Below are 26034 nucleotides of genomic sequence, written 5' to 3'. Positions count from 1 at the left end.
AAATTAAGAAGCCGACAAGTGTCGGCTCTCCTTTAACTAGGACGCAATACGCGTACGGCTTTATCCAGAATGCCGTTGACAAACTTATGGCTGTCATCTGCGGCAAAGGCTTTTGCCAGCTCGATGGCTTCGTTAATAATGACTTTATACGGTACGTCCAGACGGTATTTCAGCTCATAGGCCGACACACGTAAAATAGCCTTCTCAACAAAATCAATTTCATCAAAAGGTCGGTCTAAGTACGGTTTTACCGCCTCATCCAGCACCGCATGGTTTTTCACCACACCACGTAACAAATCCTGAAAATAGCCAACGTCAATGTGCTTAACATTGGTTTCCAGCAATAATTGCTGCTCTATCTCTGCAATCGGGTTCTGGCTGACATGCCAGCTGTATATTCCCTGCACTGCAAGTGACCGTGACTGACGACGGGCATTTGGTTTCATGTAAATGTCTCTTCCTGTTACAGCTTGGTCAGCAGGTTAACCATTTCAAGCGTAGACATTGCCGCCTCGCTACCTTTATTGCCGGCTTTGGTGCCTGCACGTTCAATGGCCTGCTCGATGCTGTCTACAGTAAGAACACCAAAAGCAACAGGGATGTCATGCTGCATCATCACTTGCGCAATACCTTTAGTGCACTCACCGGAAACGTATTCAAAATGAGGTGTGCCACCACGGATCACCGCACCTAATGCAATGATACCGTCATACTTCTTACTGGCAGCCACACGTTGTACAGCCAGCGGCAGCTCAAAGGCGCCAGGCACTCGGATCACGGTAATATCCTGTTCAGCTACATTGCCAATACGCTGCAACGTGTCTGTTGCACCATCTAATAAGCTTTCAACAATAAAGCTATTAAACCGTGCTACGACGATCGCAAACTTCTTACCGTTAGCAGAAAATCCCGCTTCAATTACCTGCATAAGCTGCCCTTAAAATCTGACCACTGAAAATTAGCCGTGCATAATAGCACAACGCAAAGCAAACCGGCATAGTGTTTATACTTCTGCGACAGGGTTAATTTTTTCTGATTGGTGGTTATTCGCTAACGTAATCCACCACTTCCAGACCAAAACCAGACAACGCATGATATTTTTTAGGCTGACTTAGCAAGCGCATTTTCTTCACACCTAAACTGGCCAGGATTTGCGAGCCAACACCAACAGTACGGGAGGTGCCTGCCCATGGGGTTGAGCGTGGTTTTTCGCCTTTATCCTCAGCTTCAAAGCCCTGTACCGTGCGGATAAGCTGGTCGGTGCTTTCATGTTTCCCTAGCAACACCAACACACCACCGTCTCTGGCGATACGTTCCATAGCGGTGTGCAATGAGAAACTGCGATTCGCTGCACGGTTGGCCATTAACAAATCACTGAACGTATCATGTAAATGCACCCGCACCAACGTTGGTTGTTCAGGGTCAATATCACCTTTGATTAGGGCAAAATGCAGTTGGTTGTCGATAGTATCTTTAAATGTTACTAACTGAAAATCGCCTACTTCTGTTGGCAACTGGCAACGGGCAACCTGTTCGATTGTCGTCTCGTTAAGGTTACGGTATTCAATCAGGTCGGCAATAGTCCCTATTTTTACACCATGTTTTTTGGCAAAAATTTCCAGGTCTGGCCGACGTGCCATAGTGCCATCTTCATTCAGCACTTCAACAATGACCGCAGCAGGCTCAAGCCCTGCAAGCCGTGCTAAATCGCAACCGGCTTCGGTATGACCGGCACGTACCAGTACGCCACCATCCTGCGCCATCAGCGGAAAGATATGGCCAGGCTGTACTATATCTGACGGGCGGGCATCACGGGCAACCGCCGCCTTCACCGTACGGGCGCGGTCTGCAGCAGAAATACCGGTGGTCACGCCCTCGGCTGCTTCAATTGACAGTGTAAAGTTGGTAGAAAACGGCGACTTGTTGGCGTCAACCATTAACGGCAAAGCAAGTTGCTGGCAACGCTTACGGCTTAGTGTTAAACAAATTAAGCCACGTGCATGTGTTGCCATAAAGTTGATGGCTTCAGGTGTAACGTACTCGGCCGCCATCAATATATCACCTTCGTTTTCACGATCTTCATCGTCCATCAGGACGACCATCTTGCCCTGACGGATATCTTCAATAATTTCAGCGGGAGTATTCAGTTGCATAACAAACCTTATTTATAAAAAGCCGCGCTGAGACAACAGCGCCATACTGACACCACCAGTTACGCCGGCGCTGTCTTTGCTAAGTAAACGTTCGAGGTACCGCGCAATCAAATCAACTTCCAGATGCACTTTGCTACCCGCTTTTAATGCAGCGATCGTAGTATGCGCTGCGGTATGAGGCACTATCGTCAGCCGGAATGCGTCGTGATTAAGCTCATTTACTGTCAGGCTGATGCCATCGACAGTTATTGACCCTTTGGCTGCGACATAACGCGCTAACGTTGCCGGCAGCGACAACCAGATATTGCTGGCTCTGCCGCTTTGTTCAATTTTAATAACCTGGCTTACACCATCAACATGACCACTGACAATGTGCCCTCCCATCCGGGTGGTGGGCAACATGGCTTTCTCCAGATTAATCCGCTGCCCGGTTTTATAGTGGCCAAACAAAGTATACGCTAAGGTTTCTGAGGATATATCGGCATTAAAACTGTGCTGGGCCAAATGCGTTACCGTCAGGCAAACGCCATTGCATGCGATACTGTCACCCAGTTTCACATCCGAAAAATCCAGCTCCGCGCTTTCGATGGTGACACTGATATCGTTACCACGCTGTACCACAGCAGCCAGTTTGCCCGTGGCTTCAATAATGCCTGTAAACATAGTGTCTCTCGTATTGTGAGTTCATTTAACTTAAACGGGCACTAAGGCGGATATCTGCCCCCACCATGCGCACATCGGTCCAGCTTAACTGCGGTACCTGATTAAGCACAGAAAACTCCGGTAGAACAGCCAGAGGCTGGGCACTGTTGCCCAACAGTTTTGGCGCCAGATACACAATCAGTTCGTCAACCAGGCCAAGCTGTAACAAGGTGCCGGCCAACGTAGCACCCGCTTCTACCCATAACAGATTAATATTCTCGCGTACCGCCAGATGCTCTAACAATACGGCCAGATCAAACTGTGCGCTGCTGGTCAGCGGACAGTGAATTTGTCTGGCTATATTGGGTAATTCGCGCTTATTTTCAATGTTGCTGACACATAGCAATACTTCACCACCCTCAGCAAAGAGGGCAAGTTTATGGTCGAGCAGCCCGTTGCGGTCCAGTATCACACGTTTAGGTTGGCGTAGCTGGCCGTTTTCCAGCATTGGGATACTCTGTAGCAGTTGCTCTGATCTGATATTCAGTCTGGCGTTATCTGCCATGACAGTTGCAGCTGTTGATAACACGGCACAACTTTGCGCTCTGAAGCGCTGTACATCGGCACGCGCCGCATCTGAGGTCAGCCATTTGCTATCCCCATTGGCCAGCGCCGTGCGCCCATCAAGGCTGGCAGCCAGTTTAAGCTGGACATAAGGCCGCTTGCGCTCCATCCGGCTAAGAAACCCGGCGTTGATTGCTCTGGCTCGCTGTTCAAGTAGCCCCAATTCAACACGGATACCGGCACTTCGCAACATGGTAATGCCGCGCCCGGCTACCTGAGGATTCGGATCCTGCATCGCCACCACCACCCGCGACACGCCCGCAGCAATCAATGCATCTGCACAAGGTGGTGTGCGGCCATGATGGCTGCAGGGTTCCAGTGTCACATAACAGGTCGCACCGCGAGCATCATTGCCAGCTTCACGCAGCGCAAATACTTCAGCATGCGGCCCACCGGCCTGCTTATGGTAACCGCGCCCGATAACCTGCCCATCCTTGACCAGCAGTGCGCCGACGTTGGGGTTTGGGCTGGTGGTATAACGCCCCAGTTCGGCCAGGCGAAGCGCCTCTGCCATATAGGCGGTATCACTGGCGCTGAACATCAGGCTTTCTCTCCCAAACGGGCGATTTCCTCGCCAAACTCACGGATATCTTTAAAAGAGCGGTAAACGGATGCAAACCTTACATACGCAACTTTATCTACTTTTACCAGTTCATCCATAATTAAGTTGCCAAGCAGCTGGCTGCCAACTTCACGCTCACCTGTCGCCCGCAGCTGAGATTTAATTTTATTAATCAGTAGCTCTATCTGCTCGGCAGACACCGGACGCTTCTCCAGTGAACGTAGTAAGCCGCTGCGTAATTTATCTTCGTTAAAAGGCTCACGTGAACCATCGCGTTTGATAATTCGCGGCATAACCAGCTCTGCTGCCTCAAAAGTAGTAAAACGTTCATGACACGCCAGACATTCACGTCTACGGCGCACCTGATGTCCATCGGCTACCAGCCGCGAATCAATGACTTTAGTATCATCAGCATTACAAAACGGGCAATACATAAAAGATCTCACTAAGCCGTTAAATAGCCAGATAAAGAAATGGCCGCAATAGCGGCCATCATAGCACTTAATCAGCCTTTACGCATAAACCGGCAAGCGTTTGCACAGTTTGGCTACCTGAGCGCGCACGGTGTCGATCACTGCGGCGTCACCACGGCTGTCCAGTACGTCACAAATCAGGTTTGCTACCGCAGCCGCCTCAGCTTCTTTAAAGCCGCGACGGGTTATAGCAGGGGTACCGATGCGTAAGCCTGATGTCACAAAAGGTGAACGCGGATCGTTTGGAACCGAGTTCTTATTCACCGTGATATGCGCCTGACCTAACCAGGCATCAGCTTCTTTACCGGTAATATCTTTGTCAATCAGATCCATCAGGAACAAATGGTTCTGCGTACCGCCAGAGACTATTTTATAGCCACGGGCGATCATCGCGTCGCACATTGCTACAGCATTTTTCAATACCTGTTGCTGATAGACTTTGAATTCAGGTTGCAGTGCTTCTTTAAACGCCACAGCTTTAGCGGCGATAACGTGCATCAGCGGGCCGCCCTGACCACCTGGGAATACTGCAGAGTTAAGCTTTTTCTCAATCTCTTCGTTTTTACGCGCCAGAATCAAACCACCGCGTGGTCCTGCCAGCGTTTTGTGCGTGGTCGTGGTAACGACATCGGCTACCGGCACAGGGTTCGGATACAAACCAGCCGCGACTAAACCGGCAACGTGCGCCATATCTACCATCAGATAAGCGCCAACCTTGTCTGCGATATCACGAAAACGTTGCCAGTCAACAATACCTGAGTAGGCAGAGAAACCGGCAATAATCAGCTTAGGTTTATGCTCAAGTGCCAGCGCTTCAGCCTGGTCATAATCAATCACACCAGTTTCAGGGTGCAAACCATACTGCACAGCTTTATACAATTTACCTGAAGAACTTACGTGGGCACCATGTGTTAAATGGCCACCGTGCGCCAGGCTCATACCCAAAATAGTGTCGCCAGCATTTAACAGCGCCAGAAATACTGCGGCATTGGCCTGAGAACCAGCATGCGGCTGCACGTTAGCGTAGTCGGCACCGAACAGCTCTTTAGCGCGCGCAATCGCCAGATCTTCGGCAATATCAACGTACTCACAGCCACCATAATAACGTTTATGTGGGTAACCTTCGGCGTACTTATTGGTCAGCTGAGAACCTTGCGCTTGTAATACCCTTGGGCTGGCATAGTTTTCAGATGCGATAAGCTCGATATGCGCTTCCTGACGCTCAGTTTCATCTGTTATGGCTTGCCATAATTCGGGATCAAAATCGGCAATATTCATATCACGCTTTAACATGCTATCTCCTGGCGCGGCTTTCACGCTTAGTCTTAATTAAGATATCGGTAAATCAAAACTGGCTGGTAAAAATTGGCCGCTATTCTACCCGTAAATCCGCCGTTATGCACTCCGTTTTTAGCCATCCAGACACCCACAAGAATTTATCACCCGCTCAGCTGCTGAATAACAGTACGTCTCGCTTTACATTCTTACTAACGACACCTAATATACTGTATATATAAACAGCCAACACTTTGCCCATGCGTAAAATAATACATATCGACATGGATTGCTTTTTCGCCGCAGTAGAGATGCGTGATAACCCTGCTCTGCGCCACGTTCCGCTTGCTATCGGTGGGTCAAGGCAAAGCCGCGGTGTAATATCAACCTGCAACTATCCAGCACGGGCGTTTGGCGTACGCTCCGCCATGCCAACAGGTCAGGCACTGAAGTTGTGTCCACACCTGACCTTATTAAACGGCAATATGGAAAAGTATAAGACGGCAAGCAGACAGATCCGCAGTATCTTCCAGCGTTACACCGAACATATTGAGCCGTTATCACTGGATGAAGCTTACCTGGATGTCAGTGATTGCTCGTTGCATCACGGCAGTGCTACCAGGATAGCGGAGGATATCCGCAGAAGCATTTATACCGAGACAGGTTTGACAGCCTCAGCCGGTGTAGCGCCGAATAAATTTCTGGCAAAAATTGCCAGCGATGAAAATAAGCCAGACGGGCTTTTTGTAATAACCCCGGATCAGGTCGACAGCTTTGTTAAAACCTTGCCTTTAAAGCGGCTACCCGGAGTGGGTAGTAAAACGGCTGAGCGATTAAGTCAGCTAGGGTTACATTACTGCGCTGATATCACCAATGCACCGTTACCACTTTTGGTTAAACACTTTGGCAGCCTGGCAGATAGCTTACTTAAACGCAGCCAGGGCATTGATGAAAGGCCAGTGTTTAACAATGAACAGCGCAAATCGCTGGGCGTCGAACGCACACTGGAGCAAGATTTACTGCACTATACCGAATGTGTTGAAGCCATCAGTCAGCTATTGCCACAATTACAACGCAGGCTTGAACACTACAGCACAACGGCAGCCGGAAGGGCCGCCCCAATACACAAGGTTGGCGTTAAATTAAAGTTCAGTGATTTTCGGCAAACTACGGTTGAAAAACAAGGGCAACCGCTACAACTGGATAAATTGCTACCATTACTGGACGAAGCCTGGCAACGCAGACAACAACAGGGAGTAAGATTAATCGGTTTACATATCGGATTTAAGACGGAGCACTTACAGCAATTGACCTTGCCTTTCTAATTCCCCGTAAGAAACGGTTAGCCAGATAACAGAAAACCGGCTAAAGCCGGTTTTATGCAAGCCTGGCCGGAATTATCCGATAACAGTTACGTTTTCAGCTTGTGGGCCTTTTTGGCCTTCAGTTACTTCGAAAGTAACTTTCTGACCTTCAACTAAAGTTTTACGGCCGGTACCGTTGATCGCGCGGAAGTGAACGAAAACATCCTTACCACCTTCACGCTCCAGGAAACCGTAACCTTTTTCTTCGTTGAACCACTTAACTGAACCGGAAATTAACTGTGACATAACACTCTCTTACATTAACTAATTTTGCCAGCTCGCTGGCGACTTAAATATTACCGGCCAAAGCAGTTGACGAGTATATATTTTCGCCCTCATTATCAGTTAAGCCATATAAGGGGTCAATAACCTTGCCAGCCGCACAGAAAATATTTTCTTTTTGGCCGTATCAGTAACCTGCACTACGTCACTGATTACCCTGTTGTTACTGTGTAAAGTAGCAACCTTGTCAGTGTAGCAGCATTAATGCCTAAAAAATAACCAACTTAAAATTTATTTTTGCTTACGCTTTACCGGCAAAGAACCGTCATCCCCGCCCTGAAAAAACGCGGGTTTGGCCGAAGGTTTCTTTGTTGTTTTCTTTGACACTTTCAAGCTGTCAGTTTTCTTCTTAGTGGCAGCCACCTTGGCCGGCATCTTACTGGTTTTAGCTTTACCATCAAATTTCGCCTGCAACCCCTCTACCACACTGTACTCTGTGGCTTGACGCAGAAAAGCTTCAATTCTTGTCAGCGCCGCGATGTCTTTGGGGCCAACCAGTGAAATAGCCTCACCTTTCATACCAGCACGACCTGTCCGACCAATACGGTGCACATACTCTTCAGCATGTTTTGGCAGGTCAAAGTTGATAACGTGAGAGACCTGCAATAAGTCCAACCCCCGTGACGCCAGGTCAGTTGTCACCAACACCTGATACTTACCTGCGGCAAAAGCCTGCATCACGCTGTTGCGGCTGCTTTGTGACAACTTACCGCTTAAACCCACAGCTGTTTTTCCCTGCTGCACGCAAAGCTCTGCTAAACGCTCGGCATCTTCACGTGTTGCGGTGAAGATAATCAGCTGCTTCATCGCATCCTGTTTTAAGAAATGCTGCAGTAAGGCCTCTTTATGTGTCAGGTGATCTGCCAGATAAAAACGCTGGCTGATGTCCTGATGCTGTTGGTGAGCCGTTCCAACCGCCACCCGGTAAGGATTTTTCAGTAAAGCCAGTGCCAGCTCATCAACGTCAGCATGCTCAAGGGTTGCCGAAAATAATAAGGTTTGCCGCAGTCTGTGATCGGCAGCTTTATTAATGGTGGTTAGCTGGGGCAAAAAGCCTAAATCCAGCATGCGGTCAGCCTCATCAAGGATCAGCATTTCCAGGCCACTAATAAACACTGATTTGTGTTCAAGGTGATCAACAAAACGGCCAGGAGTCGCAACGATAATCGCAGGCTCACGTTTGAGCAATTTTTCCTGATCATTAAAGTTCTCACCACCGACAATCAGCGCTGACGTTAAAGGAGTATTTGCCACAAAAAGCCGCAACTGCGCATAAACCTGCCGCGCTAGTTCACGCGTAGGCGCGAGAATTAATGCTCTGGCATCACGTTTTGACAATGGGCGACTTTTTAATAAGCGCTGCATCATAGGCAACAGGTACGCCAGGGTTTTACCTGAACCGGTTTGCGAAGAAACAATTAAATCTCTTCCAACCATAACAGCCGGAATCGCTTCCTGCTGGATCTCTGTAGGTTTAGCAAAACCCAAATGCTGTACCGAGCGCATCAACCTGGGATCAAGCGACAAATCATTAAATGGCAAAATGAACCTCTTCAACCTTAAATTACCGCTATATGATAACCGAAGCTGACAAATTGAGTTAGTTTGATTTATTTACCTTCAGCGTTTGCGTTACTATAGACAGCTATCGTATGTCCCCCAATCGCTATTGTATGAGCAGAGTTAGTTATGAGTAATGCGCTAAAAGAGCAACTGTTAAAGGCCGGGCTTGCCGATGCAAAAAAACTCAAAGCCGTTAAAAAAGAAAAACATAAACAAAAAGTGCAGGCAGGTAAAAACCAGCCTGTCGTTAATGAAGCCAGTATGTTGGCAGAGCAAAAACGCCAGCAACAGGTTGAACGTGACAAGCAACTGAATCAGCAGAAACAGGCTGCGCTGCAGCAAAAAGCCATTGCAGCGCAGGTAAAACAATTAATAGCAAACAACACCATCAAAGCTAACGGTGAAGTTGCCTATAACTTCACTGACGGTAAACTGGTTAAACGGCTGTACGTTAGTAGCCGGCAACACGATGAGTTAAGCCGGGGGTTACTGGCGATTGCCAAACAAGACGAGCAGTTCTATCTGGTTCCTGCGGCAGTTGCAGAGAAAATTACTCAACGTCAGGCAGATAGCATCATTGTACTAAATGCGAAACAGCAGCAGGAAGACGAAGATGATCCTTATGCTGATTTTAAAATTCCTGATGATCTGATGTGGTAGCCACTTCGGCGATGACAAAAATGGTATTGCAGTTGGCGCTGGCCAATATTGCGGAAATGCAGCTGTTGCAAAGCTGGTTTCATTCTGCTGATGAGCAGCAGAGTTGGGGCGGAGACAACTTTGACTACCCTTGCTCTGAGTTACGCTTTCTGGAGCTGCTTTGCCGCACAGGAACACAGAGTTACAGCTTGCTCGACACACTGAACGGCCAACTGGCAGGCTTCGGGCAAATCTGTGATCGCTTTGGTTGTCATCATCTGGCGCGGTTAGTCATAGCACCTGAAGTCAGAGGCCAGGGCCTGGCTAAAGTCCTTATCGCAGAATTGATAATACAGGCTTTGCAACAGCAACAGCGGACAATTTCGTTGTATGTGCACCGCCATAATAGCATTGCGGTTCAATGCTATAAAAGTCTTGGTTTTATGATCAGTTCTCCGCCTGAACAGCACAACGCAAGGCTCTATTTTATGACGCTGCAAGCGGAACAAGCTCTGCAGTGCGCTAACAACTACCTGCTGCAAAGTCAGATATCGTCTGCGCGCTGACAGGCGCTCACACCTTTTACCTGCTGCGCGAAAGTGGGTTTCAACTGCCATTTTGGCCGGATTGGCGTTAACGGCAGTTCGCGCTTACGCGCAACAATAATGTAGCTTGACGCAAAATAACTGAAATAGCGCTCTGTCCATTGCTGTAATATGCCCTCGCTATGCTCACCAGCCACCATCGCAGAACAGAAAAAGCGTTGCTCTGACAATATTTCAAAACCCACCAGATGCAACCAGTCTTTTACCCGCGAAACACTGAAGAAACGCCCCTGCCAAGGGTAGCGATGTTTCAATGCAGGCCAGCATTTTAGCAGGCCCACCATACTATAAGGGTTAATGCCAGTAAGCAGCAAATATCCGTCAGAGCGCAGCACCCTGTGAGCTTCGCGCACGACATGGTGCGGATCTGGCGTGAATTCCAGATTGTGACTCAATAACACTGCATCTACACTGTTATCGCAAAAAGGCAGTGCATCCGCTTCGGCCTGCAACATTAGCCCTGCGCTGGAGCGCCCAACGGTAATATGGTGCTGAACTTTGCACCCTGAGGTATCGAGCTGGCAGCTCAGATCGCCAATTTTTAGCAGGTAATAGCCGAATATCTTCTGCCACCAGGGCTGCAAAGCACTGACAATTGCCTGATTCAATGCTTCACCTTGGCGAAACTGCTGCCACTCTGATGGATAAGCCTGGTCTTTTTCGCTTAACGCCGGTTTCATGCTAAATTACAACCCGGATCCATTAACATTATGATCACTATGTTTCAGATTACACCTATACCTGCATTTGAGGATAACTATATTTGGACGTTATGTCAGCCGCAGAACAAACGCTGCCTGATTGTTGACCCGGGCGAATCAGCTAAAGTCCTGGAGTTCCTGACGGCGCACCAACTGCAGCTTGATACCATCCTTATAACACATCACCACGCCGATCATACCGGCGGCATTATCGCGCTGAAACAACACTACCCTAACGTTAACGTTATTGGCCCGGCGACAGAACAGCACAGAATACCAGGTCTGACCCAAACGGTAAGCGACGGCGACAGAATAGACTTAGCGGCATTTGAGCTGGCTTTCGAGGTAATAGCGGTGCCAGGCCATACCCTGGGGCATATTGCTTATTATTCAGCTCCGGTTTTGTTTTGCGGTGATACCTTGTTCAGCGCAGGTTGTGGCCGACTGTTTGAGGGCACACCGGAGCAAATGTGGCACTCGCTGCGTAAGTTGAGTGCGCTTGCCGACGACACTCAGATCTATTGCACGCACGAGTATACTATCTCAAATCTGAAGTTTGCCCTTAGTGCCGAACCAACTAACGCGGCGTTAGTCGAATATGCCGGGCAGTGTGCCCGTTTACGTAAAAAAAATGCTCCAACTCTGCCGTCAATATTGAAAACAGAAAAGCTGGTAAACCCATTTTTACGCTGCGATAACAAAGCCTTACAGCAAAGATGGCAGCAAGATTCGTCACTTGGCCTCTTTACCGCATTAAGAGCGGCCAAAGACCAGTTTAAAGGTTGACTTGCAATCAGGGGCTGAACAGGTAACATTCGTATTTTTAGACAGGAATGATGTAATGCTTTTAAGAATTTCTGCTGTGGCTGCAGCCGTTTTACTCGCAGGATGCGTCAGTAACAATTCCTCTGTTGAACCGGAGCAGGCTGAAAACACGCCAGTGGTGAAAACCAACACCAAACCAGCAGACTTTCACAAGCAAGCCGCCAGCGCTGAACAAATAGCTTATCGCTTATGGAATCAAAACACCGATGTTGCAGAGGAACAGCTACCTGATGCGACTGAGCTGGAAGATTTATGGCAGCGTATCCAGTTTCAATTAACGTTCAATGTGCCGCAAACCAGACCTATCGTAGAGCAGCGCAACTTTTATAGCAGCCATCAGGCCTACCTGGATCGCGTAGCTGGCAGAGCTCAACCTTTTTTACATTACATCGTTCAGGAACTTGAAAAGCGTAATATGCCACTGGAGCTGGCATTGCTCCCCATTGTAGAAAGCGCTTTTGACCCTTTTGCCTACTCGCATGCCGCGGCTGCAGGCATGTGGCAGTTTATGCCAGCGACCGGTAAACGTTTTGGCTTGAAGCAGAACTTTTGGTACGACGGCCGGCGTGATGTGATAGCTTCAACCAGAGCGGCACTTGACTACCTACAATATCTGCACGACAAACTCGAAGGTGACTGGCTCAATGCCATCGCGGCATACAACTCTGGTGAAGGGCGGATTTTAACTGCAATAAAACGCAATAAAAAACGGCGCTTACCCACAGACTTCTGGTCACTGGATTTACCCGCTGAAACCACTGCGTATGTACCTAAATTACTGGCTTTAGTCGATATTCTCAAGCGGCCGGACGAGTTTGATATTGTCTGGAAGTTTATTGCTAACGAGCCGAAAATTGATGTTGTTGAGGTTAAATCCCAGATAGACCTGGCCATTGCTGCTGAAATGGCTGGTATCAGTGTTTCCGATTTACAGGGACTCAACCCAGGGTTTAACCAATGGGCGACCGATCCTGATGGTCCTCACTATCTGGTACTGCCAAAACAACAGGTACCGGCATTCCAGCAAAAGCTATCACAAGCAAGCAGCCAACAGTTATTGCGCTGGAAACGATATATTGTGGCCAAAGGTGATACGCTTGGCAAAATTGCGCAGCAGCACAATAGCAATGTTGCAGCCTTACAGCGCATCAATAAGCTCTCAGGTAATACCATTCGTCTTGGCCAGGCACTGTTAATCCCCATTGCAGCCGACAATGAAAGTAACTATGAGTTAAGCGCCCCTAATCGTATTGCTAAAGCGCAACAGCAAAACAGTGGCAACAGGGTCGACTATACTGTGCAGCAGGGCGATACGTTATGGGATATCAGTCGCGAACATAAAGTAACCGTAGAACAGTTGACGAAATGGAACGGTATTGCGAAACGTTCAGCGCTAAAACCAGGCCAAAAACTGGCGATCTGGCAGCAAGACAGTGCTGCGTCAGTTGCCGGTGTATCCCGCACTGTGAACTATAAAGTGCGTAAAGGCGACTCACTGGCACGAATAGCACAGCGTTTTAGTGTTACGGTATCCGATATTGTAAAATGGAATAAAATTGACACGAATAATTATCTGCAGCCAGGACAACAGCTTAAGTTGTTGTTGAATATTACTCAGGTATAAAGGTGCGCCGATGTTTAACCACCCGCTTGTCCGATATCTGATCCTGTTTACCGGCTTGTTGTTTAGCGCAGCAAGTCATGCTCAGTTTGATATCTCCGGGGAAGGCAAAGTGCACCTGGTCACCGGCAAAAGCCAGGAATTTGATTTTGGCTTCAGTTACTTCCGCCAGGAAGGCAGTTACCGTTTTATCGTCGGGCGCCATACGCTGACTGTCCAGTCAGTGCCGCAGAAATATTCTCTGGCGCTAATCTTACAAGATGATGAACATGTCTGGGTGCCGGACTTTATTAACGAGCCCATTAATGGCTTTGAAGTGACCATAGACGACTATGTGATAAAACTGTATCAGGATAGTGAGGCCACTAATGCCAAAGGCAAGTTTGTTTTACAGCTTAACGATGAACAGTTTCACTTCAGCCGCGGCCCCGGTCAGATAAATTTTTTGTTTACCGAGGACGGCATAAAGGATGTTCGTGTTGAAGGGATGTTTAAACCACGGCGCTGAAGCTAATCCGGCTCTTTTTGTAGCTGCAGCGCAGATAATGTGCCTGATGCAATACACAGCAATGGTGCAACCAATGTCAAAAGCCAGCCCGCTTGCAGGCTGACGCCATGCCACCAGGCATAACATGCCGCAGTCAGTTGAAACACTATTCCAAATAACCCGGCATAAACCAGGGCGCGATTAAGCGCCCTTTTAGGTAATGTAAACATTTTCATAAAACGACCTCTACTGCTCTGCTGTCATCCACTTCTGCACAGCCGATGCCAGCTCATCCGGATGGAATTTCGCAATAAACTGGTCAGCCCCCACTTTCTTCACCATCGCCTCGTTGAAAACACCACTTAACGAAGAATGCAGCACGACATGCATATTTCTCAATACAGGGTCTGCCTTTATCTCGGCAGTCAGCGTATATCCATCCATTTCCGGCATTTCGATATCCGAAATAAGCAACGGCACCTTAGTTGAGATATCGCCTCCCAACTCTGCTGCTTTGGCATTTAGCCAGTCCAATGCCAAACGACCATCGTTGACCAGTTCTACCTGAACACCGATAGAACTCAGTGCTCTTTTCACCTGATTGCGGGCAACAGCAGAATCATCAGCAACTAAAACGATAAGATCCTTGAAGTCACGCGCAGTGGCTTTAGATTTCACATCTTCGCTTACATCTTCATCTACCGGAGTGATTTCAGAGAACACTTTTTCAACATCAATAATCTGCACCAATTTACCATCGATCTCAGTTACAGCCGTCAGATAATGCCCGGCGCCAGCCCCCTTTGGCGGCGGCAGAATTTGATCCCAGTTGGTGTTTACAATACGGTCGACACCATTGACTAAAAACCCCTGCGTATGTCGGTTATATTCGGTAACCAACACATAAGCGCTGGATAAGTCTTCTATGCGCTTACCACCCGTTGCCTGGCTGAGATCAATAACCATGACCGGCACGCCACGCAAATGCGCAATACCCCGTACATGAGGGCTGGAACCCGGCATTTCTGTCAATTCCGGGCACTGTAACACTTCCCGTACTTTGAATACGTTAATGCCAAACGGCTGAGTACCGTGTAACCGGAATAACAACAGTTCTAACCGGTTGTTTCCCACCAGATTTGTACGCTGGTTTACCGCAGCCATTAATTTACTCATAAGCTGTTCCCTCTGGGCCATTCTCAGCCAATCACTATTTATGCCGACACTTAAGCATGTTGTTAGCCACAACGCAATGTCATCGCTGACTAGAAAAACAAAAATCTTGTTTTAAGCATAGGCGACATTAGCTAATCGTCTAGCAATAGCTCACAGTCATCGGTGAAGACCTAAGCGGCATGTGTTTTTACTGCGCGTCAGGTTGTTGTTCAGGGGCTGCCAGAGCAAAAGCTGCCAGCTGCTGGCAATGATGGTGCACAGAACTAATAGTGGGATAAACAGACATATCCAGCGCAAACCGCTGCGCATTATATACCTGAGGAACCAGACAAAGATCTGCCACTGTAACCTCGTCACCGACGCTAAACTGCCCGGCAGTATCTTGCAAACGCCGCTCCAGCGCTGCAAAACCTATGCTAAGCCAATGAGTTATCCATTGTAGTTTTTGTGCTTCGCTAAGTGCCAAAGGCCCTGTCAGGTACTGTAAAACACGCAAATTGTTAAGTGGATGGATATCACAGGCGATATCGAGCGCCAGCGCCCGAACTAAAGCCCGGGCTGCAGGTTCCTGCGGTAACAAGGTTGGCTCAGGATATACTTCATCCAGATATTCAATGATAGCCAGAGACTGATTAAGGGTAAGGCCGTCATCAATCAGCGTTGGCACCAACTCGGCGGGGTTGAGAAGCTTATAGCGGTCACTGTGCTGCTCACCGCCGTTCTTAATCAGGTGAACAGGCAGATTATCATAGCTTAATTGCTTCAGATTCAGCGCTATACGTACCCGATATGCTGCAGATGAACGCCAGTAACCGTAAAGTTGCATACTTACCCCTTATATTGCACGACCTGCTGGTCAATAGCACCAAAGATGCTGTTGCCCTGTTCATCAAGCATTTCCATACGAATGGTGTCGCCAAAACGCATAAAGGCAGTCGCTGGTTTACCATCACGAATCGTTTCAATCATACGGATCTCGGCAATACAGCTGTACCCTACTCCACCTTCCTCAACTGATGTGCCATGCTCAGTGCCCTGCTTATTTGATACCGTACCCGAGCCAATAATGGCTCCCGCCCCCAGATTCCGTGTTTTTGCCGCGTGGGCGACCAGCTGACCAAAATCAAATGTCATATCAGTGCCGGCATTGGGTTTGCCAAACAGTTTACCGTTGTATGTTGATAATAACGGCAGGTGTACACGGCCATCATGCCATTTATCACCCAGCTCATCAGGGGTAACAGCAACCGGGCTAAACGCCGATGCGGGCTTCGATTGAAAAAAGCCAAACCCTTTTGCTAACTCATTGGGGATAAGGCCACGCAGTGATACATCATTCACCAACATTAACAGACGGATTTTGCTACGGGCCTCTTCTGAATTACAGGCCATCGGCACATCGTCAGTGATAACGGCAACCTCACCTTCAAAGTCAATGCCGTAATCTTCGCTAACCACGTCAATGTTGTCACGTGGGCCGATAAAGTCGTCTGAGCCCCCCTGATACATCAACGGATCTGTCCAGAAACTCGGTGGCATTTCAGCATTACGCGCCTTACGTACCAGCTCAACATGGTTCACATAAGCACTGCCATCTGCCCACTGATAGGCGCGGGGCAGTGGTGATTCACACTGTGCCTGCTCAAACGCCATTTCACCGTCCACGTTTCCACTGTTCAGCGCCAGATAGACTTCTTCCAGCTTAACACTCAACAAAGCCCAGTTGTCCAGCAACTGCTGCATTGTGGCTGCGACTGCCGGTACCGCAACACAGCGACTTAAATCACGGCTTACAACAACCAGCAAGCCATCACGGCTGCCATTTTTTAAACTTGCTAACTTCATTTTAATTCCTTAACCGAATGCACTCAGGGTTTTACCTTCCAGCTATTCACATATTCAGGATTTTCTGTCGCCAGTGCTGCTGCACCCATTTCTAATGCATCCCGGGTATCAAGCATCACAGCCACTTCGTCAGTAAACTTTTTCCGGTATTCCAACCCAGCCTGAAAGGCCTTTGGGTGAGGCCCGTGAGTAAAGCCAGCCGGATGGAAAGTGACCATGCCCTTTTCGATGTTATCGCGGCTGAAAAAGTCTCCGGCGTGGTAAAACAGTACTTCGTCATAATCATCATTGTTGTGATAAAACGGTACTTTTAACGCGCCGGGATCGCTTTCAATCGGCCGTGGTACAAAAGTACAGACGACAAAGCGCTGAGCGACAAAAGTAGTATGCGCCGATGGAGGTAAGTGGTAGCGATGGCTCATCAAAGGCCGGATATCGCGCCAGTTAATGCGCATTACGGCTAAATCACCGTGCCAGCCTATCGCATCAAGCGGGTTGTACGGATAGGTAATCACCGACACCTGGCCGTGACGCTTAACTTCAACCTGCCAGCTGTCCTCACTGTATTGCGCTTTGAATGCGTCGTTGATTTTTGGCGTATCCAGCATTGCCGGGTCAAAAATCGCATGGTTACCTACCAGACCTTTTTCCGGTAGCTGATAACTGTCGTTTGTCGCTTCTACCAACAGAATAAACATTGGTTCTTTTGGTTCAAGCCGCCACATGGTTGAGCGTGGGATCACGATATAATCACCATCGCGCACCGTCATATGCCCATAATCGCAATACAGTTCTGCACTGCCTTCGTGGATAAACAGCAGTTCATCGCCGTCTGCATTACGTACCAGCTTGCTCATGTTGTTACTCAGACGCCAGGTACGCATTTTAACGTGCGCATTAAACAGCAAATCGGGTACCGCCCAGGGCGAATTAGTTTTATCTGCACCTATTTCATTAAAATTGAACAGATGCGGCCGTAATGGCCCCTGCCAGTCACTCCAGCCTGTTGGCGCATGCCTGTGGTGAAAGTGCGTAGCCGGGCCAAAAAAACCACTGCGGCCAGTCTCGCGCTCATAAATCGCCTGTTCAGGAAAATCTGCATGAGCCTGGCGTGATACATCTCCTTCCTTTAACGGAAACGATGCCCATTTACGCATTGCTCAGCACTCCGCGCTGGATTTGGTCCTCTTCGATAGATTCAAACAGGGCTTTAAAATTGCCTTCACCGAAGCCTTCGTTGCCTTTACGCTGAATAATTTCAAAGAACACCGGCCCAATAACAGTCTTGGTAAAGATCTGCAGCAAAATACCGTCTTTCATCGGCGCACCGTCAATCAGAACTCTAAGCTCACGCAGTTGCTCAAGATCTTCATCATGACCAACAACGCGTTCGTTTACTTTGTTGTAGTAAGTGTCTGGTGTTGGCATAAAGTCCATACCACGGCTACGTAAGGTACGCACTGTTTCATAAATATCCTCGGTCGTCAGGGCAATATGCTGAATGCCTTCACCTTTATACTCGCGGATAAACTCTTCAATTTGCGACTTGTCGTCTGATGATTCATTAATTGGAATACGGATCTTGCCACAAGGCGCAGTCATCGCTTTAGACACCAGGCCGGTTAACTTACCTTCAATGTCAAAATAACGGATCTCACGGAAATTACCGATGTTCTCATAGAAACCGGCCCAAACGTTCATATTGCCGCGCATTACGTTATGGGTTAAATGATCCAGTACTTCCAGGCCAACACCGTGCTTGGACATCTCTAGCTGCCAGTTGTCATAATATTTAAAATCAATATCGTAGACAGAGCTGGCACCATAACGGTCAACAAAGTACAACAGGCTGCTGCCAATACCGTACACCGCCGGAATGTTCAGCTCCATCGGGCCAACCTGATTTTTATATTCCTTGGCGCCGTTTGCCACTGCATGCTTTAACGCTTGTGCTGCGTCCCTGACCCTAAATGCCATAGCACAAACACTCGGGCCATGCTGACGGGCGAACTCTTCTGCCTGTGAATTAGGCTCGCCGTTGACAATAAAATTGATATCGCCCTGCTTATACAACCACGCCTGTTTAGAGCGGTGCTTTGCGACTTCAGTGAAGCCTAATGAATAAAACAAATCTTTTAGTTTCTGAATGCCGTCTGCATCAGCAGCAGTGTATTCAACAAATTCAAAACCATCGGTACCCAGTGGGTTTATTTTATCTAACATGTCAATTAATCCCTGCTACGTCTTTGATGGCGCTAATAATGCGCTTGCGGCAAAAAAAAGAAAGAGGGCAGCACATCACGGCCAGGTCAGAGCAAACAACATGTTTTGTAAAGTTGGCAATACGAAAAAGGATTTTGCAGCTTTAACAATCAAAAAAGGCCGTTAAAAGGCATTAACGGCCGGCCAAAAGTACAATTTAATGCACAAATCGTATTTAAATTTTTACACTCTTGCGATTAATACCATAATCCCGCAATTTATTAGCAACGGCGGTGTGACTTAACCCGAGCTTCTTCGCCAATTGTCTTGAACTGGGATACGCCGGAAATAACTTTCGCAGCAAATTGGCTTCGAAGCGCTTAACGGCTTCATCCAGGGTGCCATCAAAGTCCTGCTCCAGATAACCAAAGTCGTTGGTATAACTGGGTAACTGCAAATGCTCTTTATCTAGCTCATTACCATCAAGCAATGTAATGGCTCTGTATAGTGCATTTTCCAGCTGCCGCACATTGCCCGGCCAAGGATAGCTTTGTAAGAAGTTTGCACAGCTATCAGTTAACTTTGGTGCTTTTCGGCCCAGTCTGGCAGCGAAGCGGGCAATAAAGAACTCTGCCAGCGGGATCACGTCCTGTTTTCGTTCACGCAGCGCTGGTAACGCCAGTGTCAGCACATTCAGCCGGTAGTATAAATCTTCGCGGAACTTCCCTTCCTGCACCATCGCGGGTAAATCTTTCTGTGTGGTACATATAACCCTGACATCCACTTTCACTTCATTCTCATCAGCCACCCGGCGGAAACTGCCATCCTGTAAAAAGCGGATAAGTTTAGTTTGCAGCTGATGCGACATTTCACCGACCTCATCCAAAAAGACGGTGCCGCCATTGGCCTGTTCGAAAATGCCCTTTTTGCCTTCTGTTGTACCAGGAAACGCGTTCGCTCCATAACCAAATAACTCTGACTCAGCGACATTATCTGGCAGCGAGGCGCAGTTCAGTGCCAGAAAGGGCTTGCCGGAGCGGCTACTGGCAGCATGACAGGCCCTGGCCAGCAGCTCTTTACCTGTACCTGTCTCTCCCATAATCAGAATTGGCGCATCCAGCTGTGACATTTTTTTGGCTTCACGCACCACTTTACGCATCAGGTTGCTGTGTGCCTGCAATGTATTAAAACTTTCCTGATCGCCTTTTTTAAACGCTACGATATGCTGACCTAAACGGCTTTCAGATTTCAGGTTTATCACGGCGCCAGCCAGAATTTCGTGGCCGGTCTCATCCGGCACCATAACCGGCAGCACGTCGGCGACAAAGCGTTTACCGTGTATTTCAAGCCGGCGGGTTTGCGCCAGTACATCATCACTTTCCAGCCAGCGTAGAAAGTTAAACCCCTTTACCATTCCTTGCAGAGACTGCCCAACAACAGCCTCATGTGAAACAGCCAAAGCGTCTAGCGCAGCATCATTTATAACGGTAATGTTGGCTTTAATATCTATGGCGATAAGCCCATCCGGCAACGTGCGTAACAAGGTAGACAATTCATTATGCTCACGCTCAGATGGCATAAATGCTGTGGTTTTAACATCTTCAACGCCACTGATGCGGCGCATTTTTGCCATCAGCTCCTGAAACTTCTCAAAATTTACTGTCGGAAATGACACATACATCCGGCTGAGCCCGGGGTCGACTTCGATGCCTCTTAAATCGAGTTGATAACTTACCAAAACATTTAATACTTCCTGCGCCAGGCCAAGCCGGTTCTGGCATTGAATTTCTAACCGCATATCGCAACGCGCCTTAAGACTAGGTGATGAATAGCATAATAAGGCATTCAGCCGACAAGAAACCAGTAGTTTTGTAAAGAAATGTGAACAAAAAGAGGTTTTACGCGGAGTTTGCGCTAAACTGCAGCTTTTTACTGTTTAGCGCGAGTTAGATTATTCAGCCAGCAAGCTGTCTGTTTTGGCGGCACAGATAAAATCATTCTTGTGCAAGCCTTTAATAGAATGCGACCACCAGGTCACTGTCAACTTTCCCCACTCTAGCAGTATCGCCGGATGGTGACCTTCTTCTTCTGCCAATCCGGCAACCTTATTACTAAACGCCCAGGCCTGTTTGAAGTTTTTAAATTTAAACTCTCGTTCCAGCTGTAAAATACCATCGCGCACGACCGGCGCCCAGTCCGGGATCTGCCGCATCAACTCAGGCAGCTCAGCGTCACTGACTTTAGGTGCATCCGCACGGCAGGCTTCACATTGCATTGCTTTTAATTCAGACATGTTTTTTCCTAACTTGCTTGTTTTTCTTTCGGTGGAAATTTCGGCGCATGCAGCCCCAGCGCTTTCGCCTGCTCGACCAGGGCCATCATATCCAGATGCGCGATATCAAACAGTTGGTCAATACGCTCTATCAAAAAGTAGATTGGCTGCATGATATCAATGCGGTAAGGCGTGCGTAGCACATCCAGCGCATCAAACGGTTTGCGTTCGGGAATATCAGAACCCAGTGCATAAGTTGTTTCACCTGGCGATGACAAAATCCCACCACCATAAATACGCAGCCCCTTGTCCGTTTTAAGCAAACCAAACTCGATGGTAAACCAATACAGCCGTGCCAGATATACCCTATCCTGTTTACTGGCAGCCAATCCCAGTTTGCCATAAATATGAGTAAACTTGGCAAATGCCGGGTTAGTTAACATGGCGCAATGGCCGAATATCTCGTGAAAAATATCCGGTTCCTGCAGGTAATCAAATTCCTCCCGGCTACGGATAAAAGTTGCTACCGGAAAGCGCTTATTGGCCAGCAGTTCAAAAAACTTATCAAAGCTAATCAGTGCGGGTACCTCTGCACATTCCCAGCCTGTCGTTGCACGCAAAACCTGGCTGACTTCTTCCAGCTGCGGAATACGATCAGTGGGTAACTGCAGCTTCTGTAAGCCAGCCATATACTCATCGCAGGCTTTACCTTCTATCACACTCAGTTGCCGGCTGATCAGCTCATGCCAAATCTGATTTTCTTCATCGGACCAGGCGATAAAGCCCGTTTCATCCGACTGACGTGAAACATACTTACTCGACTTACTCATATACAACCTGTTGACTATTCTGTTATACGGGATGTCCCGCTGAACTGCCGCTGAGTTGATTGTAATTATGGCTGGCAGTTCATTAGTTAATGCGGATACTAAGCGATAGTGCGGCAAGAGTTAAACTAACAGCCAGCTAAAACCACCTGCATTTTCGTAAAGAATATCTTACAGCAGAATAAGACTAGCCCTGACGCGCCTGCATTTTATCCAGCGCCTGCGCCAGATCAGCAATGATGTCATCGACATGCTCCAGCCCAACAGATACGCGGATTAAGCCGTCACTAATCCCAGCCATTTGCCGCTCCTCTGCACTGTATGGGCTGTGCGTCATCGAGGCCGGATGCTGGATCAGCGATTCTGCATCTCCTAAACTCACAGCCAGGCTCAATAAGCAGCATTGATTAATAAAATAACGGCTCTGATCCAGGCTGGCATTAAGCTCGAATGCCAATACGCCACCAGCCGCTTTCATTTGCCGGCCAATAAACTTAAAGCCGGGGTGTGATGGCAAGCCAGGGTAATACACTTCGCGCACTGCCGGGTGGGCTTCAAGGAATTCGGCAACTTTTTGTGCATTAGTGCAATGGCGCTCTATACGAACCGCCAGAGTTTTTAAACCCCGGATAATCAACCAGGCATCATGCGGGCTTATTGTCGCCCCCATATCTTTTAATGTGGTCAGCTTTATCGTGTTAATCGTTTCACTGTCAGACACGATGACACCGGCCACCACATCGCCATGTCCGTTCAGATACTTGGTCGCACTGTGTACAACGATATCAATGCCAAATTCTGCCGGCTTCTGCAGCAATGGCGTCATAAACGTATTATCAATAACGGAGATAAGTTGATGCCGCTGGCAAACATCGCTCAGAAAGGCCAGGTCCAGCACCACCATATTTGGGTTAATGGGTGTTTCTGCAAACAACATCTTGGTATTGGGCTTAACCGCCTGCTCCACTGCAGCATGATCTGTCATATCAACAAAACTGACTTCTATGCCGTAGCGGGCAAACATATGATTAAACAGTGCAAAACTGCAGCCATAAATCGCTTTGCTGGCAAGCAGATGGTCGCCATGACTTAAAAAAGCCATGGTAGCGGCGGCCACAGCGCCCATGCCGGTGGCGGTTGCTGCCGCATCAGCCATACCTTCCAGTGCAGCAATTTTCAGCTCCAGCTCGCGCGTGGTCGGGTTACCTAAACGCGTGTAGATATACCCCTCCGCTTCACCGGCAAACCGCGCTGCGCCCTGTTCGGCATTATCGAACACAAAGGTTGAGCTTTGATACAAAGGGGTGGCGAGCGTGCCATGCTGGTTCTTTTCTTTACCGGCGTGAATACACAGTGTTTCAGCGTTTTTGTTTTTATCGTGTTTAGTATTTTGCATGATTCTACTGCTACTGAAAGTTAAAGTCGCAGTAACAAATAGCAGAATTTAAAGGTAATGGAAGCACGCCAGACATCTTGCAGTCTGGCGGTATCAGAGAAAGTTACTCAATGCTGTCAGCTTTAGTTGGCGTTGCCTGTTTAAAGCGGCTAAACAGCGATTGGGCCAGCGATTTCAGGCTGACCTTTGCAGAAACAGCGACGGGTAGCGGACGTAATTGCTGCTGGGCCAAATTACCGATACGCGCAACTAACAAACCCGCGATCACTCCCTGCCCGGCTCTGGCTGACAACTTCGCCGTCAATTCGCTGCCAATAACATCGGACGCCATATCGAGTGCCAGTTCGGACCCGCCAGCCCACAATAGGGCTGTGAACAAACGCTTTAAAAGCACAAGACTTCTCAGCTGGCCTATAGCCCCACCATATAGCTGTGCCAACTCCCGCAGCAAGCGGCTACTACGCCACAGCACCAACAGCATATCGGCCAGCGCAAAGGGAATAACCGCTACTGCTACACTGGTATCGGTAGCGGCCCGGTAAATTAACTGTTGGGCTTTGGCGTCTAAATGTGCCAAAACAAAGCGCTCGAACAGCTGTAGCTGCTCTTCATCACTGTGCTCGTCTTTAAGGGCAGCTTGCCACTGTTTTACAGCCGCAGTAATCGCGGGCTCTGCAGGCAAACTTGCAGCAACAGCAAGGCAAAGTTTACCGGCTTCGCCATACTGCACACTATTACGGATACGTTCTGCGCTCTGTTGCCATTGCCTGTTTCGCGCCAGGCGCCGCCATAGCCGGAGCTCGCGCCAGATTAAAGTTGCAAGCAATAATAAAAGTGCCAGTGAAACGGCTGTGATTAAGCCGCCATACAATACACTGTGCTGCCAGCTTTGCTTTACCGTAACCCCCCATTGCCAGCCGGCCAGAGTAATAATCAGTAACAAGGTAATAGCGAGCAGTCTCCACCACCAGGAACTTTTCTTCACTGTAGGTTTAATGTCGTCAGGCGTTGCCGGCACAAACTCATCGCCATCGTAGTGGCTGGCACCTTGTAATGTCACCGGTGCGGGTTCTGCAGGCGCTGTATCAAAATACTTTGCTTGCTTTAATTCAGTCATCGCAATTTGTCTCCGAGGATAAACTGCAGCACATGATCCATGCGTATATGGGGCAACGCTGAAGTGCCGTGCCAGGGCAAAGGCTGTAGCGGTAAGAAGGTAAACTTATGGCGTTCAAATACTGCCTGCGGCGGCACTGTTGCCGGTACTTCACCAGGAAAATAGTTCAGTCTTTTCTGATCCGCTCCCGTACCACTAAGGCATGGTTGGGCAAGCCCATCAACCTGCACAAAGCCGCTGGTACTGGCACGGATAGCCGCAATCGCCATTGCCTCAGTCGTAGCGGCCTGGTACTGGCTGTTTTTAAGTGGTTGCTGCAGCAATTGCTGTAATAACAGGGTCAGTGATTTGTGCTGCTCGGGTGTGGCATGGTCAGCTTTACTGGCAGCAAACAACACCCTACTTATCCGGGGTTTAAATAACCGCCGTAACAGGCTGGACGGACCATAATGAAAGCTTTGCAAAATAAGTTGCAAAGCCTGCTGTAATTCAGTTACCGCTGCATGACCAGCATTTAGTGCCGATAAACAATCAACCAGGATAACCTGGCGATCAAGAGTAGAAAAATAACGCTGATAAAATGGTTTAATGACATGCTTGCAGTAACTGTTGTAATGCTGCGTGAGCTTAGCTGCCAGCGCGGTATTCTGGCTTGCCTGCTCTGGTAACAAAGGGAATAACTGCAGCATAGGTGCACCAGCCAGCTCGCCAGGAATTAGCAAGCGGCCCGGCTGATTAAGATAAGCACCTGCTGTCTGATGAAATTGCGCCAGTAGCTGTTTGTAGCTATCGGTGAGCTGCTGAACATAGAGCTCACTACCCTCATTTATATCCGCATCCTGTAACAGCTGCCTGAATGGTTGTGCTGTTTGTGCTCTGTGAGCCTTACTAAACAACTGCCAGCTGAATTCACACCACTGCGTATAGTTCATCGTCAGCATCGGCAAATCCAGTAACCATTCGCCCGGATAATCGACAATCTCCAGCGCTAACTCACTATGTGATTGCAAATGGGCGCGGACACCAGAGCCTGCCTTATAACGTAATTGCAGATTCAGCTGACTCCAGCCGGTGGTCGACGGCGGCCAGACAGGAGGGTGTTGCTGCAGATATTGCAGGTTTTGCTCTAGTGGGAAACGAGGCACAGCCAAAACCTGGCCCGCTAACTGTCCTCCCAGATAACGCTGTTGCTGCACGACATCAAAAAATGGCAAATTACCGCTATTGTCACCCTGAGTAAGCTGATGCACCAAAGACGTAATAAATGCCGTTTTACCTGAGCCACTGAGCCCTGTAACCCCGAGGCGAAGATGACGCTCAAGGGCGCGGCTGGTTAGCTCACGCCCCTGGTGCTTGACCCTACCAAATAAACTCATAGGCAAC

28 protein-coding genes are annotated in these 26034 nt (G+C 48.5%); 6 read left to right on the top strand and 22 right to left on the bottom strand.

What is annotated here, in order from left to right:
- Positions 1-32: 32 nt before the first annotated feature.
- From nusB to glyA, 7 genes are all read right to left on the bottom strand, one after another.
- Positions 33-446, bottom strand: a complete 414-nt coding sequence (nusB, locus tag AC5SV9_RS16855) for a transcription antitermination factor NusB (RefSeq protein ID WP_226766962.1) — start codon at positions 444-446, stop codon at positions 33-35.
- A 17-nt stretch (positions 447-463) separates the two neighbouring features.
- Positions 464-928 carry a 6,7-dimethyl-8-ribityllumazine synthase gene (gene ribH / locus AC5SV9_RS16850; RefSeq protein WP_226766964.1) on the bottom strand — a complete coding sequence of 155 codons (465 nt, stop codon included), beginning with the start codon at positions 926-928 and terminating at the stop codon, positions 464-466.
- A gap of 115 nt (positions 929-1043) precedes the next feature.
- Positions 1044-2153 (bottom strand): bifunctional 3,4-dihydroxy-2-butanone-4-phosphate synthase/GTP cyclohydrolase II, encoded by a 1110-nt coding sequence (ribBA, locus tag AC5SV9_RS16845; protein WP_475148743.1) that lies wholly within the window; start codon positions 2151-2153, stop codon positions 1044-1046.
- A 12-nt stretch (positions 2154-2165) separates the two neighbouring features.
- Positions 2166-2816 carry a riboflavin synthase gene (locus AC5SV9_RS16840; RefSeq protein ID WP_475148741.1) on the bottom strand — a complete coding sequence of 217 codons (651 nt, stop codon included), beginning with the start codon at positions 2814-2816 and terminating at the stop codon, positions 2166-2168.
- Between the two features lie 25 nt (positions 2817-2841).
- Positions 2842-3960 carry a bifunctional diaminohydroxyphosphoribosylaminopyrimidine deaminase/5-amino-6-(5-phosphoribosylamino)uracil reductase RibD gene (gene ribD, locus AC5SV9_RS16835; RefSeq protein WP_475148740.1) on the bottom strand — a complete coding sequence of 373 codons (1119 nt, stop codon included), beginning with the start codon at positions 3958-3960 and terminating at the stop codon, positions 2842-2844.
- Positions 3960-4415 (bottom strand): transcriptional regulator NrdR, encoded by a 456-nt coding sequence (nrdR, locus tag AC5SV9_RS16830; protein WP_134056175.1) that lies wholly within the window; start codon positions 4413-4415, stop codon positions 3960-3962. The genes ribD and nrdR overlap by 1 nt, the downstream gene beginning before the upstream one ends.
- Before the next feature lie 78 nt (positions 4416-4493).
- The gene (gene glyA / locus AC5SV9_RS16825) at positions 4494-5747 is read right to left on the bottom strand and encodes a serine hydroxymethyltransferase (protein WP_475148737.1); all 1254 of its coding nucleotides are present in this window, start codon (positions 5745-5747) and stop codon (positions 4494-4496) included.
- A 242-nt stretch (positions 5748-5989) separates the two neighbouring features.
- Between glyA and dinB the strand changes: the two genes are divergently transcribed.
- The gene (gene dinB / locus AC5SV9_RS16820) at positions 5990-7054 is read left to right on the top strand and encodes a DNA polymerase IV (RefSeq protein ID WP_475148735.1); all 1065 of its coding nucleotides are present in this window, start codon (positions 5990-5992) and stop codon (positions 7052-7054) included.
- Between the two features lie 72 nt (positions 7055-7126).
- On the opposite strand, the gene AC5SV9_RS16815 is transcribed toward dinB, so the two are convergent.
- Both AC5SV9_RS16815 and AC5SV9_RS16810 read right to left on the bottom strand, forming a co-directional pair.
- The gene (locus AC5SV9_RS16815) at positions 7127-7339 is read right to left on the bottom strand and encodes a cold-shock protein (RefSeq protein ID WP_027669659.1); all 213 of its coding nucleotides are present in this window, start codon (positions 7337-7339) and stop codon (positions 7127-7129) included.
- 267 nt (positions 7340-7606) lie between these two features.
- Complete coding sequence (locus AC5SV9_RS16810; RefSeq protein ID WP_475148733.1) at positions 7607-8917, bottom strand: DEAD/DEAH box helicase; 1311 nt, start codon at positions 8915-8917, stop codon at positions 7607-7609.
- 147 nt (positions 8918-9064) lie between these two features.
- Here AC5SV9_RS16810 and AC5SV9_RS16805 point away from each other — a divergent pair, with 147 nt between their 5' ends.
- Positions 9065-9598, top strand: coding sequence for a DUF2058 domain-containing protein (locus AC5SV9_RS16805; RefSeq protein WP_475148731.1), 534 nt, complete (start codon positions 9065-9067; stop codon positions 9596-9598).
- Complete coding sequence (locus tag AC5SV9_RS16800) at positions 9592-10143, top strand: GNAT family N-acetyltransferase (protein WP_475148729.1); 552 nt, start codon at positions 9592-9594, stop codon at positions 10141-10143. The genes AC5SV9_RS16805 and AC5SV9_RS16800 overlap by 7 nt, the downstream gene beginning before the upstream one ends.
- Here the strand turns inward: AC5SV9_RS16800 and AC5SV9_RS16795 are convergent.
- Positions 10122-10862 (bottom strand): class I SAM-dependent methyltransferase, encoded by a 741-nt coding sequence (locus AC5SV9_RS16795; protein ID WP_475148727.1) that lies wholly within the window; start codon positions 10860-10862, stop codon positions 10122-10124. The genes AC5SV9_RS16800 and AC5SV9_RS16795 overlap by 22 nt on opposite strands.
- A gap of 30 nt (positions 10863-10892) precedes the next feature.
- On the opposite strand from AC5SV9_RS16795, the gene gloB reads away from it, so the two are divergent.
- From gloB to AC5SV9_RS16780, 3 genes are read left to right on the top strand one after another with little or no spacing between them, the layout of a single operon-like run.
- Complete coding sequence (gene gloB / locus AC5SV9_RS16790) at positions 10893-11669, top strand: hydroxyacylglutathione hydrolase (RefSeq protein ID WP_475148725.1); 777 nt, start codon at positions 10893-10895, stop codon at positions 11667-11669.
- A gap of 55 nt (positions 11670-11724) precedes the next feature.
- Positions 11725-13332 carry a LysM peptidoglycan-binding domain-containing protein gene (locus AC5SV9_RS16785; RefSeq protein ID WP_475148723.1) on the top strand — a complete coding sequence of 536 codons (1608 nt, stop codon included), beginning with the start codon at positions 11725-11727 and terminating at the stop codon, positions 13330-13332.
- Between the two features lie 10 nt (positions 13333-13342).
- Positions 13343-13837 carry a hypothetical protein gene (locus tag AC5SV9_RS16780; protein WP_475148721.1) on the top strand — a complete coding sequence of 165 codons (495 nt, stop codon included), beginning with the start codon at positions 13343-13345 and terminating at the stop codon, positions 13835-13837.
- 2 nt (positions 13838-13839) lie between these two features.
- Here the strand turns inward: AC5SV9_RS16780 and AC5SV9_RS16775 are convergent, their stop codons facing one another.
- The 12 genes from AC5SV9_RS16775 to AC5SV9_RS16720 all read right to left on the bottom strand — a co-directional run bounded on the left by AC5SV9_RS16775 (position 13840) and on the right by AC5SV9_RS16720 (position 26027).
- The gene (locus AC5SV9_RS16775) at positions 13840-14052 is read right to left on the bottom strand and encodes a hypothetical protein (protein ID WP_134056185.1); all 213 of its coding nucleotides are present in this window, start codon (positions 14050-14052) and stop codon (positions 13840-13842) included.
- 10 nt (positions 14053-14062) lie between these two features.
- Entirely contained in the window at positions 14063-14992 is a 930-nt protein-coding gene (locus tag AC5SV9_RS16770; protein ID WP_134056186.1) for a chemotaxis protein, read from the bottom strand.
- Between the two features lie 187 nt (positions 14993-15179).
- Positions 15180-15818 carry a maleylacetoacetate isomerase gene (gene maiA, locus AC5SV9_RS16765; protein WP_475148719.1) on the bottom strand — a complete coding sequence of 213 codons (639 nt, stop codon included), beginning with the start codon at positions 15816-15818 and terminating at the stop codon, positions 15180-15182.
- Between the two features lie 2 nt (positions 15819-15820).
- Positions 15821-16837 (bottom strand): fumarylacetoacetate hydrolase family protein, encoded by a 1017-nt coding sequence (locus AC5SV9_RS16760; RefSeq protein ID WP_475148717.1) that lies wholly within the window; start codon positions 16835-16837, stop codon positions 15821-15823.
- Positions 16838-16860: 23 nt separating this feature from the next.
- Positions 16861-17994, bottom strand: coding sequence for a homogentisate 1,2-dioxygenase (locus AC5SV9_RS16755; RefSeq protein ID WP_475148715.1), 1134 nt, complete (start codon positions 17992-17994; stop codon positions 16861-16863).
- Entirely contained in the window at positions 17987-19060 is a 1074-nt protein-coding gene (hppD, locus tag AC5SV9_RS16750) for a 4-hydroxyphenylpyruvate dioxygenase (RefSeq protein WP_475148713.1), read from the bottom strand. Before hppD ends, AC5SV9_RS16755 begins: the two co-directional genes overlap by 8 nt.
- Positions 19061-19274: 214 nt before the next feature.
- Positions 19275-20837, bottom strand: a complete 1563-nt coding sequence (tyrR, locus tag AC5SV9_RS16745) for a transcriptional regulator TyrR (protein WP_475148711.1) — start codon at positions 20835-20837, stop codon at positions 19275-19277.
- 153 nt (positions 20838-20990) lie between these two features.
- A complete protein-coding gene (locus AC5SV9_RS16740; protein ID WP_417707472.1) occupies positions 20991-21332 on the bottom strand; it encodes a 4a-hydroxytetrahydrobiopterin dehydratase in 342 nt (113 codons plus the stop codon).
- Between the two features lie 8 nt (positions 21333-21340).
- Positions 21341-22141: a phenylalanine 4-monooxygenase gene (phhA, locus tag AC5SV9_RS16735; protein ID WP_475148709.1), complete on the bottom strand. Its 801-nt coding sequence runs from the start codon at positions 22139-22141 to the stop codon at positions 21341-21343.
- Positions 22142-22325: 184 nt separating this feature from the next.
- Positions 22326-23534 carry a trans-sulfuration enzyme family protein gene (locus AC5SV9_RS16730; RefSeq protein WP_475148708.1) on the bottom strand — a complete coding sequence of 403 codons (1209 nt, stop codon included), beginning with the start codon at positions 23532-23534 and terminating at the stop codon, positions 22326-22328.
- Between the two features lie 103 nt (positions 23535-23637).
- Complete coding sequence (locus AC5SV9_RS16725; RefSeq protein ID WP_475148706.1) at positions 23638-24651, bottom strand: TIGR01620 family protein; 1014 nt, start codon at positions 24649-24651, stop codon at positions 23638-23640.
- Positions 24648-26027, bottom strand: a complete 1380-nt coding sequence (locus AC5SV9_RS16720; RefSeq protein ID WP_475148703.1) for a YcjX family GTP-binding protein — start codon at positions 26025-26027, stop codon at positions 24648-24650. The genes AC5SV9_RS16725 and AC5SV9_RS16720 overlap by 4 nt, the downstream gene beginning before the upstream one ends.
- Positions 26028-26034 lie beyond the last annotated feature (7 nt).

Source organism: Rheinheimera sp. ATLC3, assembly GCF_059429535.1.
The sequence above is the reverse complement of the archived record's forward strand: the minus strand, read 5'-3'. Positions and strand labels throughout refer to the sequence as shown.

What these genes read in the sequence shown, in the direction of transcription:
- nusB (WP_226766962.1), bottom strand. Translation starts at nt 446, where the DNA reads ATGAAACCAAATGCCCGTCGTCAGTCACGGTCACTTGCAGTGCAGGGA.
- ribH (WP_226766964.1), bottom strand. Translation starts at nt 928, where the DNA reads ATGCAGGTAATTGAAGCGGGATTTTCTGCTAACGGTAAGAAGTTTGCG.
- ribBA (WP_475148743.1), bottom strand. Translation starts at nt 2,153, where the DNA reads ATGCAACTGAATACTCCCGCTGAAATTATTGAAGATATCCGTCAGGGC.
- AC5SV9_RS16840 (WP_475148741.1), bottom strand. Translation starts at nt 2,816, where the DNA reads ATGTTTACAGGCATTATTGAAGCCACGGGCAAACTGGCTGCTGTGGTA.
- ribD (WP_475148740.1), bottom strand. Translation starts at nt 3,960, where the DNA reads ATGTTCAGCGCCAGTGATACCGCCTATATGGCAGAGGCGCTTCGCCTG.
- nrdR (WP_134056175.1), bottom strand. Translation starts at nt 4,415, where the DNA reads ATGTATTGCCCGTTTTGTAATGCTGATGATACTAAAGTCATTGATTCG.
- glyA (WP_475148737.1), bottom strand. Translation starts at nt 5,747, where the DNA reads ATGTTAAAGCGTGATATGAATATTGCCGATTTTGATCCCGAATTATGG.
- dinB (WP_475148735.1), top strand. Translation starts at nt 5,990, where the DNA reads ATGCGTAAAATAATACATATCGACATGGATTGCTTTTTCGCCGCAGTA.
- AC5SV9_RS16815 (WP_027669659.1), bottom strand. Translation starts at nt 7,339, where the DNA reads ATGTCACAGTTAATTTCCGGTTCAGTTAAGTGGTTCAACGAAGAAAAA.
- AC5SV9_RS16805 (WP_475148731.1), top strand. Translation starts at nt 9,065, where the DNA reads ATGAGTAATGCGCTAAAAGAGCAACTGTTAAAGGCCGGGCTTGCCGAT.
- AC5SV9_RS16795 (WP_475148727.1), bottom strand. Translation starts at nt 10,862, where the DNA reads ATGAAACCGGCGTTAAGCGAAAAAGACCAGGCTTATCCATCAGAGTGG.
- gloB (WP_475148725.1), top strand. Translation starts at nt 10,893, where the DNA reads ATGATCACTATGTTTCAGATTACACCTATACCTGCATTTGAGGATAAC.
- AC5SV9_RS16785 (WP_475148723.1), top strand. Translation starts at nt 11,725, where the DNA reads ATGCTTTTAAGAATTTCTGCTGTGGCTGCAGCCGTTTTACTCGCAGGA.
- AC5SV9_RS16780 (WP_475148721.1), top strand. Translation starts at nt 13,343, where the DNA reads ATGTTTAACCACCCGCTTGTCCGATATCTGATCCTGTTTACCGGCTTG.
- AC5SV9_RS16775 (WP_134056185.1), bottom strand. Translation starts at nt 14,052, where the DNA reads ATGAAAATGTTTACATTACCTAAAAGGGCGCTTAATCGCGCCCTGGTT.
- AC5SV9_RS16770 (WP_134056186.1), bottom strand. Translation starts at nt 14,992, where the DNA reads ATGAGTAAATTAATGGCTGCGGTAAACCAGCGTACAAATCTGGTGGGA.
- maiA (WP_475148719.1), bottom strand. Translation starts at nt 15,818, where the DNA reads ATGCAACTTTACGGTTACTGGCGTTCATCTGCAGCATATCGGGTACGT.
- AC5SV9_RS16760 (WP_475148717.1), bottom strand. Translation starts at nt 16,837, where the DNA reads ATGAAGTTAGCAAGTTTAAAAAATGGCAGCCGTGATGGCTTGCTGGTT.
- AC5SV9_RS16755 (WP_475148715.1), bottom strand. Translation starts at nt 17,994, where the DNA reads ATGCGTAAATGGGCATCGTTTCCGTTAAAGGAAGGAGATGTATCACGC.
- hppD (WP_475148713.1), bottom strand. Translation starts at nt 19,060, where the DNA reads ATGTTAGATAAAATAAACCCACTGGGTACCGATGGTTTTGAATTTGTT.
- tyrR (WP_475148711.1), bottom strand. Translation starts at nt 20,837, where the DNA reads ATGCGGTTAGAAATTCAATGCCAGAACCGGCTTGGCCTGGCGCAGGAA.
- AC5SV9_RS16740 (WP_417707472.1), bottom strand. Translation starts at nt 21,332, where the DNA reads ATGTCTGAATTAAAAGCAATGCAATGTGAAGCCTGCCGTGCGGATGCA.
- phhA (WP_475148709.1), bottom strand. Translation starts at nt 22,141, where the DNA reads ATGAGTAAGTCGAGTAAGTATGTTTCACGTCAGTCGGATGAAACGGGC.
- AC5SV9_RS16730 (WP_475148708.1), bottom strand. Translation starts at nt 23,534, where the DNA reads ATGCAAAATACTAAACACGATAAAAACAAAAACGCTGAAACACTGTGT.
- AC5SV9_RS16725 (WP_475148706.1), bottom strand. Translation starts at nt 24,651, where the DNA reads ATGACTGAATTAAAGCAAGCAAAGTATTTTGATACAGCGCCTGCAGAA.
- AC5SV9_RS16720 (WP_475148703.1), bottom strand. Translation starts at nt 26,027, where the DNA reads ATGAGTTTATTTGGTAGGGTCAAGCACCAGGGGCGTGAGCTAACCAGC.